This window comes from Bacteroidota bacterium (assembly GCA_030706565.1).
In the GTDB taxonomy this organism is placed as follows: Bacteria; Bacteroidota; Bacteroidia; order Bacteroidales; family JAUZOH01; genus JAUZOH01.
This window is the reverse complement of record JAUZOH010000070.1, coordinates 1-13,807: the sequence shown is the minus strand read 5'-3', so window position 1 is coordinate 13,807 and position 13,807 is coordinate 1. Positions and strand designations below refer to the sequence as shown.

Here is a 13,807-nt window from a genome sequence, read left to right as displayed (position 1 = left end):
TATCCGTTCCCTCTCCTGTTCCCGTTCACTATTTTTCGCCTCGGCAGTATATCGTGGACGATAATGGGTATAACTATGGGCAGGGCTCATCAGTTTAAGTGCAGGATTAAAAAACAGAGAATCCTTATAAGCAAATATAGAATCCTGCATGTCAATAAATTTAGAAGTATACTGGAAAGGTAATGTAAGGGTACAGGGCAACGTTTTCCCCGGAACAATATCATACCTGTACTGGGGATTCAAATTTCTAAGTTCTTCGATAGGAAGATTTAATACACCAGAAACCTGTTTAAGGTGTAAATTGTCGGTAATCATAATCGTATCCGTTGCCTGTGGCATATCAATTATCTTAGGAACCAAACCATGTTCCTTGTAATAATTCATTGTGTAGGTAGCCGCAATAAAAGCAGGAACATATCCCCTGGTTTCGCGGGGTAAATTATAATAGATGCTCCAATAATTCTTTTTTCCGCCCGAACGCCTGATTGCTTTGTTCACATTTCCCGGTCCGCAATTATAAGCAGCAATAACCAGAACCCAGTCATGAAATATATTGTACAGGTCTTTAACATACTTGGCAGCAGCACGGGTGGCATTGATGGGATCACGCCTTTCATCCACCAAGGAGTTGACTGTAAGCCCGTAATTTCTCCCCGTACCATACATAAATTGCCAGAGGCCTGTTGCACCGACTCTAGAAACAGCCCTTGGATTCAGAGCCGATTCAATTACAGGAAGAAACCTAAGTTCAAGGGGTAAATTATAAGAATCGAATATCTCTTCAATCATGGGGAAATAATAATCCATCAATCCCAACATAACTTCTACACTGGTTCTTTTCTTTTTGGTATATACGTTAATATAACTTTTCACTTCCTGATTGAAAGAAAGAGGAATAATGGAAGGGATTTTGGACAAGCGTTCTATATAAACAGAATCGGGAAAATCAGGAATTTTTTCGGTAGAAATGATGTCTGAAAATTTATTGGCGGTATTATTCAATGATTTTTCAATATACCATAAATTTAAGACACTATCTAAAGTGGCTTCAAACTCACTTGTGTTGGCCTCAGTCCCCAGACTATCCTTTGGAACAGTAAATGCGGAGGCAACTGACGAAAAAATCACAAATGCAGTTATAAAGAAAAGTCGATAGATATTATTCATAATTCTTTATTTTTTATTCCCCATAATCAAGATCAAAAATTAATACTGCAAGTTATTCCTAATGAAGGAGTTGCCATATTTGGAATAGGCAATATGGACGGAGATATTTTCAAGCTCAAATCATCACTGATTTCAAAATTAAAAAAATGGGCATCAACCGTGGCATCAATGATATTTAACACATAAGTACCGCTTAAAATGATCCAGCTTAAATCCCTCCACCGGCGGTAATATTCCTTATAAAATTTTAATTCGTCTGAGGATTTTGTTCCATTGAAGGCATCGCTATACCCCGGCTGAGGATTGGTCAAAGCAATGTATGAGTTTTCATATTTATTATATTCCCTGTTGTTGAGCCTGATATAATAAATTAAAGTACCGATTCCTCCATAAAGGATAGGTATTTTCCAGTATTTTTTATTATAAGCCTGTCCCAGACCGGGCAAAATAGCTGACATCAGTGAAGCTTTTGCAGGAGAATGAACATTTTTTGGCTGAATGGTGTCGGTCTGAGTTTGAGATATCGAATCTTTATTGATGCTTTGAGAATAACCAACAGACTGGGACAAAAGAAGTATCAAAACAGCACACACTGCCTCAGTTGTGATTATATGTAACTTCCTATAAATCAAAATATTATTTTTTATGAACGTATTATATTTCGGCATTATCAATAAGGGAAAGGATACGCGAAAAATCATCAGTAGATTTAAAGGAAATGATGATTTTACCAGCCCCTTTCTCGTTTTGCTTCAAATCAATTTTTGTACTTAACTTATCTGATAAATGTTTTTTTACTTCCAGCAGTTCGGGGGCTATAGCAGAAAGCACCTTTTTCCCGTTCAGTTCTTCCTCATTTTTTAAAGATTCCCTGTATTCTTTTTCTTCTGACATATGGCGAACCAGACCTTCAACCTGTCTGACCGAAAGTCCTTCCTCAAGAACCTTATGATAGGCTTTGAGTTGAATGCCGGGATCATCTATGCCGATTAAAGCACGTGCATGCCCCATGGAAAGTTTGTTCTCCCTTATGCCTAATTGAATTTCTGCAGGCAACTTCAACAACCTCAAATAATTTGAAATAGTTGCCCTTTTCTTGCCGACTCTTTCGCTAAGACGTTCCTGAGTGAGGCTACACTCTTCCATCAATCTTTGGTAACTGATTGCCACCTCAATTGAATTCAGGTCTTCGCGCTGGATATTCTCCACCAATGCAAGTTCGAGCAAGGATTTATCATCAACCGTGAGCACATAAGCAGGGATCTTGTCCAAACCTGCAATGCCGGAAGCCCTGAACCTTCTTTCACCGGATATCAGCTGATAATTTCCACCCTCTATTTTCCTGACAGTAATAGGCTGAATGATGCCCAACTCCTGAATAGATGCAGCCAATTCATTTAATGCATCCTGGTCGAAATTTTTCCGGGGTTGGAAGGGATTAGCTTCAATTTTATCGATGGCTATTTCCCTGATATTAAGTACGTCATTAACTACGGATGTTTCTTCGGTTAATGTATTCGCCTCTTCAATTAATGCGCCCAAACCTCTTCCTAATGCATTCTTTTTTGCCATAAAACTTATAAAATATTTTAAATAACTTAACTTATAATTTTAAATCAGGCCCTTCCACCCAATTATTGAACTACTTTAGCCGAATCCGGGATTTTAGTTGCTTTATTTTTCTGCAAAAATTCCTTGGCCAGATTCAAATAGTTATTGGTACCCGTTGAATTGGCATCATAAAGCACAACCGGTTTTCCAAAACTGGGCGCCTCGCTAAGTTTTGTGTTTCTTTGGATAATGGTATCAAATACCATGGTCTGAAAATGCTTTCTAACTTCTTCGACTACCTGGTTGGATAACCTCAAACGGGCATCATACATGGTCAACAAAAATCCTTCGATTTCCAGGGAAGGATTCAAATGATTCTGGATGATTTTAATGGTATTGAGTAATTTCCCGATTCCTTCAAGGGCAAAATATTCACATTGCACGGGGATAATAACAGAATCGGCGGCTGACAGGGCATTTACAGTAATCAATCCCAGGGACGGGGAACAATCAATAAAAACATAATCATAATCATCTTTCACCTGCTCAATGATATGTTTAAGTACTTTTTCCCTGTTTGGAATATTCAGCATTTCAATTTCTGCACCAACCAAATCAATATGAGAAGGAATCAGATGCAACTTATCGAGCTCACTGTCTAAAACGACACTTTTAGGATTCACTCCATCGATAAGACATTCATAAATGCTCGCTTTTATATTTCTAAGATCAAAGCCTATACCGGAAGTTGCATTTGCCTGTGGGTCAGCATCAACCAACAACACTTTTTTCTCAAGCACAGCCAAACTGGCTGCCAGATTAATTGCTGTTGTTGTTTTCCCAACTCCTCCCTTTTGATTTGCTAATGCAATTACTTTTGCCATTTTTAATAATTTAAGTAAAATTTAACGAAGCAATACTATAAAAAATAATTAAAACTGCAAAAATACTTATTTGCTCTCCAAAACTTCATTAACCTGTCCTGGAATTTTGAACAATAGAAAGGGAGTTTTAAACACCTTATCAACAGTTTCCAATAAAATAGACTTGCAATTTTGAGATAAAAAAAACAATTATTCATTAAAACTGAATTCTCATTCTTAACATACCTATTTTACTTCTACAAAGTAAGTGATTATTATCGAAAAAGGAAATTAATAAAACTTTAATAAATGTTAAATATGTAATAATAACCTAATTTTCAGCACTTAAAGCCAAGGAGTAAATTTCAACGGGCTGATTTTAAGAGACAAAATAAGCCGTATACGTTCATAATATACGGCTTCTGTAATTTATATCAGTTTTTATTTAACCTTATAAGAAATTTTTTATCTATTTCTTTGGGTGAATTTTGATTTCAAAAAGTTTTGGCCAGTTTTTCCCGGTAACAAACAACCTTTCGGTTTTGGGATCATAAGCAATACCATTCAGGACATCGGTATTGTCGGTATAATCTTCTTTTTTCAATAAACCTTTCAGATCAATTTTCCCTTTTACCTTACCTGTGGCAGGATCAACAATTACAATGTAATCAGATCCATAGACATTGGCATAAATATCCCCCTTGATATACTCCAGTTCATTAAGTTTATCAATCATTCCCTTGTTGTCATAAACAGAAATGTGATGATCTTCCGCAAAATTATCGGGATGCAGGAAAAATAATTTTTCCGTACCATCACTTAGAATAATTTGTTTGCCGTTATTTGTAAGCCCCCAACCTTCGGCATTTTGAAAGTATACCTTATTCAGCAACTTGAAACTTTCCTTGTCATAAACAAATCCCACCTGTGATTTCCAGGTAATCTGATATATTTTATTATTAAACAGGGTAATTCCTTCTCCAAAATATTCGGAAGACAAACTAATTTCCTTCAGAATATCAGAAGTTTTTAAATTTTCCTTCCTCAAAGTGGATTGCCCATTCAAACCTGTTCCTTCAAATAAAAAGCCGTTATCATAGATAAGTCCCTGGGTATAAGCCGAAGCATCGTGAGGATAGGTCTTTACAACAGTATAAGAATATTGAATGGGTGCCACATTGGATAACAAAACCACCGTAACATCATTTTCTTCCTGCCCGGCTCCTTTCAAATATGCAACCACTCTGATTGTTACCTGGCCCAAGGGTGAATTTTCCGAATTCCAATTCATACTTAAACCGGAGTTGTCCCCCTTCCCGATTTTAGTGCCTTCGGCATAGAACAAAACAGAATCAACAGAAATCCCTTTCTTTTTAATTTTTAACGCAATTTTTATTTTATCACCTAGTTTAAATTTAGATTGGTCAGAAGGTGAAACTATTTGACAGTTACGGGGTTTCACTGCCAGTTCTGATGCTGATTCTCCGCTACCTGCCTGATGTGAATTTTTTCCTGAACATGAAAAAATCAAAAAAAGGATATTTATACTTAAAAAGAAATACTTGAACACTTTATTCATTCTGAAATAAATTTATTTTAAATCTGACTAGTATTTTTTTATATGACTGAATAAGCTTCTTAACCTTTGAGTCCACGAAAGATAACCAGGAATATGATCAAAGTCTTCCGTGAAATCGGGGTCATTTTGATTAAGCAATTGCCAAACTGAAGACCAACCCGGGAATCCACCCAGATTCCGATCATCAATATAAACATCCGCCTGTACTTTCCGGCTAATGGAATCATCAAACACTTCTTCAGGATAATTTTTATTTACTGCATAAAATTCTATTCCATGTTCCCGGCAAAATTCCACTGCTTCATTTAATTTTTTCCCTGAACGGAAACTCCATAAAATAAGCTGATGCTTTTGTTTCTGCAATTCTTTCATAGTTTCAAATGCAAAAAGCTTTACCTTACCAATTTCAGGATAGCGATGTTCTACAATAGTCCCGTCAAAATCAATTGCTATTTTCATTCAACCAACTAATTTTAAGAATGTCGCAAATTAATCAAAAAATATGTCTCCTAACCTTTACCTGGTTATAAATTTCAAGCCAGGAATTATAATATATGTGGATTTTCTAAGAGAATTAAAATCGGAATCTGCATATACTATTCATTATTAAGAAGTTATCATCCATTCTACTTTAAGCAAACTATAAACTTCAAGATCAATAAACTTACCATTCAATAATTGTCCGTCCCGCTCAATTCCTTCAAACTTAAAATTCAAACGTTTGGGGATATTGCTGCTTTTGGTATTTTCAATTCCACAGCGTATATATATCCTGTTGATATTCATATCATTAAATGCATGCCGGATGAGTTCCCTGACCGATAAAGTGATAATCCCCTTTCCTTCGAATTGAGGAGAAAGCCAGTAACCGATTTCAATTTTCTGGTTAATATAATCAATGCTGCGGTAGCTAATTAACCCAGCAATTTGATTCTTAAACCAAACCTCAAATACAATTTCCTGTGATTTTTCAACGTCTTCATTAACCTGTAAAATATATCGACGGGTATCGTTAGGCCTGAGTGTATTATCAACAAAAGGCAACCATTTCCTTAAAGCATGACGATTCCTGCTGATCAAATTATAGATTTCATCGGCATGTTCTACTTTAATATTCCGTAAAGCAATATCTTGATTTACATATATTTCAGACATAAAACATATCAAACTATATAATTTCAAAGCCGGAAACAGGGTTTCTTTAGTTTTTGTACTTGAGCCATTTCCACAATTCCTTATAATTCACTTTCTTCCCATACATTAAGATGCCCGTTCTGTATATTTTTGCTGCCATCCAGGTTGTACCCAGGAAAGTAAGAATCAGCAATGCAATTGAAAGGGTTAGCTGCCAGTAAGGTACTCCAAAGGGAATGCGCGCCAGCATAATAATTGGCGAGGTAAAAGGAATCAGGGAGAACCAAAAAGCAATAGGCCCTTCGGGGTTCTCAATTGCATTAACCATCACAAATATCGCCAGAATAAGAGGTATCGTGATGGGAAGCATAAATTGCTGGGTATCCGTCTCACTGTCAACTGCCGACCCTATTGCAGCGAATAAAGACGCATACAACAAATATCCGGCAAGGAAGAAAAATATAAAACTACCCAACATTACCGCCCAATTTATTTCTTTTACGGAAGAGAATACATCGTGCATCTGCAATTCCTGATCCTGCGGCTGCAATTGCTGGTCCGGCTGAACAGTGGTTGCGCCTTTTTGCATGACATCTTTTGTAACCACCTGTTCTGTCGGCGTTTTAGACAAATCAGGAAAAAATGTTTTCTGAGCCCAGACAACTATTGAAAAGGTAAGTATCACCCAAATAAGAAACTGCGTAAGGCCAACCAGGGCAATGCCTATAATTTTCCCCATCATCAGTTCAAATGGTTTAACCGAAGAAACCATCACTTCCACAATACGGTTTGTTTTTTCCTCAATAACCCCTCTCATCACCTGGGAACCGAACAGAAAAATAAAAAAGTAAATCAGGAAAGCCCCCACATAGCCCGTAACCATTTTAACCCCAGCGGAACCTGTTTTTTCTTCACCGCCCTTAACCCATTTGACCGTTTGTATATCCAGGGTAGTCTTCACCGACGATAAGATTTGATCGATATTCTCTATATGATATGCCCTGAGCTTCTGCCGCTCAAGTTCTTTTTCCATAGCCCCCTTGATTTGTTCGACTACAGAAAAGCTTGGCTGTTTATCAGACATGAGCATAACTGATTGGGGATTGTTGGAAACACTTTCGGAAATATATAAAAGTGCGTAATAACCGGAACCCTCAAATAACCTTTTCTGCTCAGCTATAGAGGTATTTTGAAGGTACTTGTACTTTACATATTGTGTTTCCGGTAGTTTCTGAATAAATAAATGTGAACTATCAACCACAGCGATAGTTTTCACATCCTTATCCTCCATATGGGTCATCCAGGCAGGAATTATCATAAAAGCAGCGAATAAAAACGGCCCGAGTATGGACATTATGATAAATGATTTCTTCCTGACTCTGGTCGAAAACTCCCTGTGTACAATCAAAGATATTTTATTCATTGTTATATATCGAATTTGCTGATTTTTATTTACTATTAAAATTTTCAGGCTATTGTTGAGGGTTGGCTCTGACGATTATATTGTTCAACCACCTTGATAAAAATGTCGTTCATGCCGGGAATCAGTTCATTGAAAGAGGTAATATGCACAGAAGGCATAATTAGAGAAAGAAGTTCGTTTTCAACACTGTGGTTATAAATCCTGATTAAAGCCGTGTTTAAATGATGATTCTTTTTTTCTTCTATCACTTCATAATGATCATTCAGAGATGCTTTCAACTTTTCAATTTCCCCCTCAAAAGTCACCTCATAAATATTGGGTTTAAAGTCTTTCCTGATTTCTTCCACGTTACCGCTTAATATTACTTTCGACTTATTAATCAAGGCGATATCATCACAAAGTTCTTCAACAGAACTCATATTGTGGGTGGATAAAATAATAGAAGCCCCTTTTTCTTTAAGGTTCAACATCTCCTTTTTGATGAGATTGGTATTAATGGGATCAAAACCACTGAAGGGTTCATCAAAGATCAGAAGTTTAGGCTCATGCAAAACAGTAACAATAAACTGTACCTTCTGCTGCATTCCTTTGGAAAGTTCCTCTATCTTCTTGTTCCACCAGCCCTGTATTTCAAATTTTTCGAACCAATATTTAAGCTTCTGCCAAGCATCAGCCTTTGAAAGGCCTTTCAACTGGGCAAGATACATGGCCTGCTCACCCACTTTCATTTTCCGGTACAGGCCTCTTTCTTCGGGTAAATAACCGATATAGGCAATATCATTGGAACTAAGTTGATGATCGCCAAAAAACAATTTCCCCTCATCAGGAGCAGTAATTTGGTTAATGATCCGTATTAAAGTTGTTTTGCCAGCCCCATTGGGACCAAGAAGGCCAAAAACAGATCCTTCTCTTACAGAAATACTTACATCCTCTAATGCAACCTGGGTGTTGAATTTTTTATGTACGTGTTCGGCTCTAACTATGTCCATATAATAATAAATCAGATTATTTTAATAAGATAGTAAATATATATAAATAAAGGCAGTTTAAAAACCACGATAAGTTTTTGTGAACAAAAATGTTAAAAAATTATTTATTATTGAACAGATTTCAATGATATTCAAATTGAACTATTTTAATTTATTCTTACGGCAATTCCCTGATCCCGGAGATAATTTTTCAATGCAGGAATAGGAATTTCCCTGAAATGGAAAATGCTGGCAGCAAGTCCTGCATCAGCTTTACCCCGGGTGAACACATCGGCAAAATGCTGCATTGTCCCTGCCCCACCCGATGCAATAACAGGAATACTTAGGATTTCGGATAAATGGGCAAGAGTATCGCAGGCAAAACCATTTTTTGTACCATCGTGGTTCATGGAGGTAAACAAAATTTCTCCGCAGCCTCTGTCCTGAGCTTCCAGTGCCCAGGAGAACAACCTTTTAGGGGTAGCTATTCTCCCGCCATTGACATAAACCACCCAGTCATTATTCTCAAATCTGGCATCAATAGCGACCACCACAAACTGGCTTCCGAAATTTTTAGCAATCTGGTTGATTAAATCCGGATGCTTCACGGCAGATGAATTGATGGAAATCTTGTCAGCCCCGGCGGCAAGTAAGACCTCAGCATCATGGATATCGCTAATTCCGCCACCTACAGTAAAAGGGATGTTTAAATTTCGAGCAATACGTTTAACCAGTGAAGCAAAAGTTTTTCGTCCTTCATTTGAGGCTGTAATATCAAGGTAAACCAGTTCATCAGCCCCTTCCTGGGCATATAGAGCACCAAGCTCTACCGGATCGCCTACATTCTGGATATTTACAAATTTTACCCCTTTAACTGTTTGCCCATCTCTTACATCCAGACAAGGTATTATACGTTTAGCTAGCATAGTTGATTTCAGTTGAAGACAAGGAGGTTATTACCCCGCAATTTAATGATTATTCAGGTATTAAAGCAAAGTTCCCAAAAAGAAAAACCTCCTGAATAAATATTCAAGAGGTTTAGATCGTCAGTACTTCTTAAAAAACAGATGAAATTCGTCGTACTCAATATCCTCATGCGAATTATTTTCTTTATTAAAAACCCTGTAAAAAGGAGGATGATCGCCCGCATTAGGGACATAATCATAATAATAAAAATTGTTAACCAGGAAATTACCTGAGCCTTCATCACTTTCCCGGTTTTGGATACATTTACATTTTTTCATAATCAAAATGTTTAATTGGTAGAACTATAAGGCAACTAAAAAATTATTCCTTTTTACGTGATTCTTTAACTTTTGTTAAGGAAATATAAAAATACTTCAACAATAAAATAAAATCACACCCTGAAAAAACAGGTTCCACTAAAAAATCTTAGCTAATTCCTTTTTCCCTCTGTTTTTCCATTCATTTTTATGATACACAAAACTACAAATCAAGGGGACTACTGTAGTTGCTTCGGCATAAACCATCTGTTCAAAACTGGTATCAACCTTGCCCCAGGAACAGGCTTCCTTTAAAGTTGAACTGGAGCAGGCCCCGTCACGCACATCCGCAACTGTAATTTGCACCGCATATTTATGCATATCCACATCTTTACCCAACATTTCTGCACAAACCACTGTATCTTGTGCAAAATTCTTTGGAGTTCCGCCCCCAATCATGAACAAACCTGTTTCTTTTGCAGCCATTTTGATTTTTGTCAATTCCATAAAATCTTTGACTGAATCAATTGATACATGTTTATCCGGATGTTGCCATTGGTGCTTTACCAATCCAAAACCCGCACTGCAATCACTAAAAGCCGGGCAGAAGATAGGTACATTATTCTCATAAGCAAGCTGAACCAAAGAATTGGGCTTTTTTGAATGGGTAGTAAGATATTTACCCATTTCATAAATAAATTCCCTTGAAGAATATGGCCTTGGCTCCAGAGTGTCTGCAATTTCGCAAATAGTCTGGTCGCAAACCTGCAATTCTTCTTCATCGATAAAAGTATCATAAATTCTATCGACATACTGTGACCTCAATTGCTGGTCATCTACAAAAGGAGATCCTTTGTAATGTTTAAAACCAAGAGCTTCGAAAAAATCCATGTCAACTATTGAAGCACCGGTAGACACAACTGCATCGACCATGTGATACTTCACCATGTCGGAATAAACCTGCATGCATCCGCCGGCAGAAGTTGAACCAGAAATGGTAAGAATAATCAGACAATCCTTATCCTTTACCATACGGGCCAGGATATCGGCAGCGTTTGCAGTGTCTCGCGAAGTAAAAGACATGTCACGCATCGCATCAACTATCGGAGTTGAATCGAAGGACGTAAAATCAACATGTTTAATAGTTTCACTAAGAATCTCTTTTTTCCCCATTTCAAATAATTTAATTTCAGCTTTTTTTAAATCGATAACTTAATAATTTATAAATTAATTTTGCGGCTAAAAAATTTGAAGCCCTGTCGCAATCTCTTGGACAAAGTTCAACCACATCAAATCCCACGACATTTTTTTGTTCGACCACCATGGCCAACAATTCGAAGATTTGATTCCAGTTCATTCCACCCGGTTCAGGAGTGCCGGTAGAAGGCAGATAACCCGGATCAAAAGCATCTAAATCAATCGTGATATAAACATTATCCGTGAGTTGATCTACTGCTTTTTGCATCCAATCTTTCCGGTCGTAAATATATTTTGCATAAAAAATGCGATCGGGATGAACGTATTTTAATTCACTCTTATCCTGACTTCTGATACCCACCTGGACATATACAGGACAAACTTCTCTAACCCTGGCCATAACACAGGCGTGGTTATAATTGCTGCCCCGGTAGACATCCCGAAGATCTGAATGAGCATCAAATTGAAGAACGCTTAAATTCTTATACTTGGCAGCATGAGCACGAACAACGCCCACCGTAACAGAGTGTTCGCCACCCACCGTAACCAAAAACTTATTCTTATCCAGATATTGGGCCGATGCTTTTTGAACAGCATCGGTCATACCCTCAGGAGTTCTTTTTTCAGTAACAGGAGGGGCTGTATAAATCCCCTGCCGATACACCTCGCTATCGGTCTCAATATCATAAAGTTCCATCACCCTCGAAGCATCAAATAAAGCTTCAGGTCCTTTATCTGCACCTTTTCCCCATGTGCTGGTCTCATCATAAGGCACAGGAAGTACAACTATTTTTGCTGTTTCTAACTCAGTGTACTCTTCAGGGAAATAACCATAACTTGACATGAAATGAAATTTTAATTTGCACCCTAAATCTCAACCCTAGTTATTAAGATAATTTACTCCGCTTTTGTCGTAAGAACTAATAATCGGGTAATAATAAGATGTAAAGCATAAAGCTACCAAAGCCGTTCCATAGTTTTTTTCAGGAACAAAACTTTCAGTAATTGTATGAATATCTAATAAATTGTACTTTTCAGAAAAGCCATTAACATAAAGCTCGTTTAAGCTGGCATTCAGGCGTTGTTGAATTTCTTCTTCTGGACAATTTCCATAATGTTCACAGACCAAGCCCCCAAATTTGTCGTTGGTTTGTTTGTCGTACAACCATCCATAAATAATTCCCGCAGATGCTCTTTCGCCTTTTTGCGCGTGACACACGGACATAATTGATTCCATTACGGCACCGTGTACTTTATTGGTAGGTTTTTCCACCCTTTTTGCGATTCCCGGTAGAATGGAGGAATAAGTGATGATATTGTACATCTCAATACCAGCCGCTTTGAGTGCAAGATGATAAGATCCTGCATGAATAGCAATGTCACTTTGGCCAATTCCTTTGGTTTCGAAGTAATCCTGAGGAATTCTATTTCCAAAAAGAACCCCTCCGAAGTCCATTCCGTCAGGAAAAGACTTTTGCTTTAAAATTTGAGTCATCATCAAAGTACATAAAAAATTAAATTGGTTAATAACTAAATTATTTTTCGACAAAACGAACAATATTGATCATTGTTATTATTGTCACTATTTCAACACCATGGAACGAAAACCACAGCAACAATTATTCTCTTATTTCCAACCTTTAACAAAGAAAAATTAAGACTTATATTTTTGTTTTCCAATTAATTCATTCAATTTTTTTGCCTGCAAACTTTTTATCTAAATTTATGCAAATAATATAAAAAATCTACATCTGACTTCATTTTTTTTCACACAGGACAAAAACTTCCACATCCTATGCAGGGCTTCACTCTTATCGATTTTTTCCACCTTCAGTTTTGCCCCTAAACCCCTTATTTTTTCGGGGTACAATATTAAAAAAAATTAAAACCAATAAATAGTGTTTTATATAAATTTATTCACAGGATTTGATTTTATTGTTGATATTTACATAGACAACTATCAATCAAATAATTACATTAAGTTACCTGACAAAAGACATAAAGAAAAAAAATTATTTCTTTCAATTATTTCTAAATGAATGCCTCAATGTTTCCCTTCACACTGCATAATTACCATCTTACAAGCATTGTCATTACCCATAGAACAAGCCTTATGGAAATTGATACAGGCATTTTCAATTTTATCCATTCTGAAATAAGTCATCCCCAGATTATAATAGGTAACATTATTGTCTGCATTCAACTCCAGGGATTTATCAAAATCATTCACGGCATCCTGGAAATTGCCCAGGTTGTAATTCACTAAACCCCGGCTATGGTAGGCACTGGCATTATCGGGTTCCAGCCTGACTGCCTCATTAAAATCATGCAGGGCCAACTCCCATTCAGGCAAATTCAACTGGGCTACCCCCCGGTTTAGATACACATCAAAGGTATGTACTGTTGAATCTATAGAGTAACACTTATTAAAATCATCAATGGCTTTTTCGTACTTCTCGCGGGCGTTATATAACAGCCCTCTCATAAAATACAATTCGGCATTGGTAGGATTGGAATCTATTGATTTATCAGTTAATTCCAAGGCTTCCTTTATTTTTTTCATGGAGTATAAGGCATTGATTTTCCCGTAGAGGGCAGCCTTGTAAGAGTTCCTTTTTTGTAGGATCTGGTCATACTCGTCATAGGCTCCCGAGTAATCTTTGGCATCCATCTTTTGTTTGGCGACATTCATCATCTCTTCT

At 37.0% G+C, this 13,807-nt stretch carries 15 protein-coding genes; all 15 read right to left on the bottom strand.

Features of this window, described 5'->3' with window-relative positions; all coding sequences use genetic code 11:
* Window positions 1–1,167: lytic transglycosylase domain-containing protein (locus tag Q8907_05695; GenBank protein ID MDP4273759.1), on the bottom strand; the 1,167-nt coding region annotated here is incomplete at its 3' end.
* A gap of 32 nt (window positions 1,168–1,199) precedes the next feature.
* Window positions 1,200–1,760: a DUF5683 domain-containing protein gene (locus Q8907_05690; protein MDP4273758.1), complete on the bottom strand. Its 561-nt coding sequence runs from the start codon at window positions 1,758–1,760 to the stop codon at window positions 1,200–1,202.
* A 61-nt stretch (window positions 1,761–1,821) separates the two neighbouring features.
* Complete coding sequence (locus tag Q8907_05685; GenBank protein MDP4273757.1) at window positions 1,822–2,739, bottom strand: ParB/RepB/Spo0J family partition protein; 918 nt, start codon at window positions 2,737–2,739, stop codon at window positions 1,822–1,824.
* Between the two features lie 62 nt (window positions 2,740–2,801).
* Window positions 2,802–3,602 carry an AAA family ATPase gene (locus Q8907_05680; protein MDP4273756.1) on the bottom strand — a complete coding sequence of 267 codons (801 nt, stop codon included), beginning with the start codon at window positions 3,600–3,602 and terminating at the stop codon, window positions 2,802–2,804.
* 448 nt (window positions 3,603–4,050) lie between these two features.
* Window positions 4,051–5,112 carry a glutaminyl-peptide cyclotransferase gene (locus Q8907_05675; GenBank protein ID MDP4273755.1) on the bottom strand — a complete coding sequence of 354 codons (1,062 nt, stop codon included), beginning with the start codon at window positions 5,110–5,112 and terminating at the stop codon, window positions 4,051–4,053.
* 75 nt (window positions 5,113–5,187) lie between these two features.
* The gene (locus Q8907_05670; GenBank protein MDP4273754.1) at window positions 5,188–5,619 is read right to left on the bottom strand and encodes a hydrolase; all 432 of its coding nucleotides are present in this window, start codon (window positions 5,617–5,619) and stop codon (window positions 5,188–5,190) included.
* A gap of 147 nt (window positions 5,620–5,766) precedes the next feature.
* On the bottom strand, window positions 5,767–6,315 hold the full coding sequence (locus Q8907_05665) for a GNAT family protein (protein ID MDP4273753.1): 549 nt from the start codon (window positions 6,313–6,315) through the stop codon (window positions 5,767–5,769).
* A 46-nt stretch (window positions 6,316–6,361) separates the two neighbouring features.
* A complete protein-coding gene (locus Q8907_05660) occupies window positions 6,362–7,717 on the bottom strand; it encodes an ABC transporter permease (GenBank protein MDP4273752.1) in 1,356 nt (451 codons plus the stop codon).
* Window positions 7,718–7,761: 44 nt separating this feature from the next.
* A complete protein-coding gene (locus Q8907_05655; protein MDP4273751.1) occupies window positions 7,762–8,706 on the bottom strand; it encodes an ATP-binding cassette domain-containing protein in 945 nt (314 codons plus the stop codon).
* Between the two features lie 146 nt (window positions 8,707–8,852).
* Window positions 8,853–9,611, bottom strand: a complete 759-nt coding sequence (gene hisF / locus Q8907_05650; protein ID MDP4273750.1) for an imidazole glycerol phosphate synthase subunit HisF — start codon at window positions 9,609–9,611, stop codon at window positions 8,853–8,855.
* Between the two features lie 120 nt (window positions 9,612–9,731).
* Window positions 9,732–9,929, bottom strand: coding sequence for a hypothetical protein (locus Q8907_05645; protein MDP4273749.1), 198 nt, complete (start codon window positions 9,927–9,929; stop codon window positions 9,732–9,734).
* A gap of 138 nt (window positions 9,930–10,067) precedes the next feature.
* Window positions 10,068–11,081, bottom strand: coding sequence for a deoxyhypusine synthase (locus Q8907_05640; protein MDP4273748.1), 1,014 nt, complete (start codon window positions 11,079–11,081; stop codon window positions 10,068–10,070).
* 16 nt (window positions 11,082–11,097) lie between these two features.
* Window positions 11,098–11,949, bottom strand: a complete 852-nt coding sequence (gene speB, locus Q8907_05635; protein ID MDP4273747.1) for an agmatinase — start codon at window positions 11,947–11,949, stop codon at window positions 11,098–11,100.
* Window positions 11,950–11,985: 36 nt separating this feature from the next.
* Window positions 11,986–12,654 (bottom strand): pyruvoyl-dependent arginine decarboxylase, encoded by a 669-nt coding sequence (locus Q8907_05630; GenBank protein MDP4273746.1) that lies wholly within the window; start codon window positions 12,652–12,654, stop codon window positions 11,986–11,988.
* 495 nt (window positions 12,655–13,149) lie between these two features.
* Window positions 13,150–13,807, bottom strand: a 658-nt coding sequence (locus Q8907_05625) for a tetratricopeptide repeat protein (protein ID MDP4273745.1), incomplete at its 5' end; no start/stop codon positions are given.

Coding starts and splice junctions, on each gene's coding strand:
- Q8907_05685 (MDP4273757.1), bottom strand. CDS start 2,739: ATGGCAAAAAAGAATGCATTAGGAAGAGGTTTGGGCGCATTAATTGAA.
- Q8907_05680 (MDP4273756.1), bottom strand. CDS start 3,602: ATGGCAAAAGTAATTGCATTAGCAAATCAAAAGGGAGGAGTTGGGAAA.
- Q8907_05670 (MDP4273754.1), bottom strand. CDS start 5,619: ATGAAAATAGCAATTGATTTTGACGGGACTATTGTAGAACATCGCTAT.
- Q8907_05665 (MDP4273753.1), bottom strand. CDS start 6,315: ATGTCTGAAATATATGTAAATCAAGATATTGCTTTACGGAATATTAAA.
- Q8907_05660 (MDP4273752.1), bottom strand. CDS start 7,717: ATGAATAAAATATCTTTGATTGTACACAGGGAGTTTTCGACCAGAGTC.
- Q8907_05655 (MDP4273751.1), bottom strand. CDS start 8,706: ATGGACATAGTTAGAGCCGAACACGTACATAAAAAATTCAACACCCAG.
- hisF (MDP4273750.1), bottom strand. CDS start 9,611: ATGCTAGCTAAACGTATAATACCTTGTCTGGATGTAAGAGATGGGCAA.
- Q8907_05645 (MDP4273749.1), bottom strand. CDS start 9,929: ATGAAAAAATGTAAATGTATCCAAAACCGGGAAAGTGATGAAGGCTCA.
- Q8907_05640 (MDP4273748.1), bottom strand. CDS start 11,081: ATGGGGAAAAAAGAGATTCTTAGTGAAACTATTAAACATGTTGATTTT.
- speB (MDP4273747.1), bottom strand. CDS start 11,949: ATGTCAAGTTATGGTTATTTCCCTGAAGAGTACACTGAGTTAGAAACA.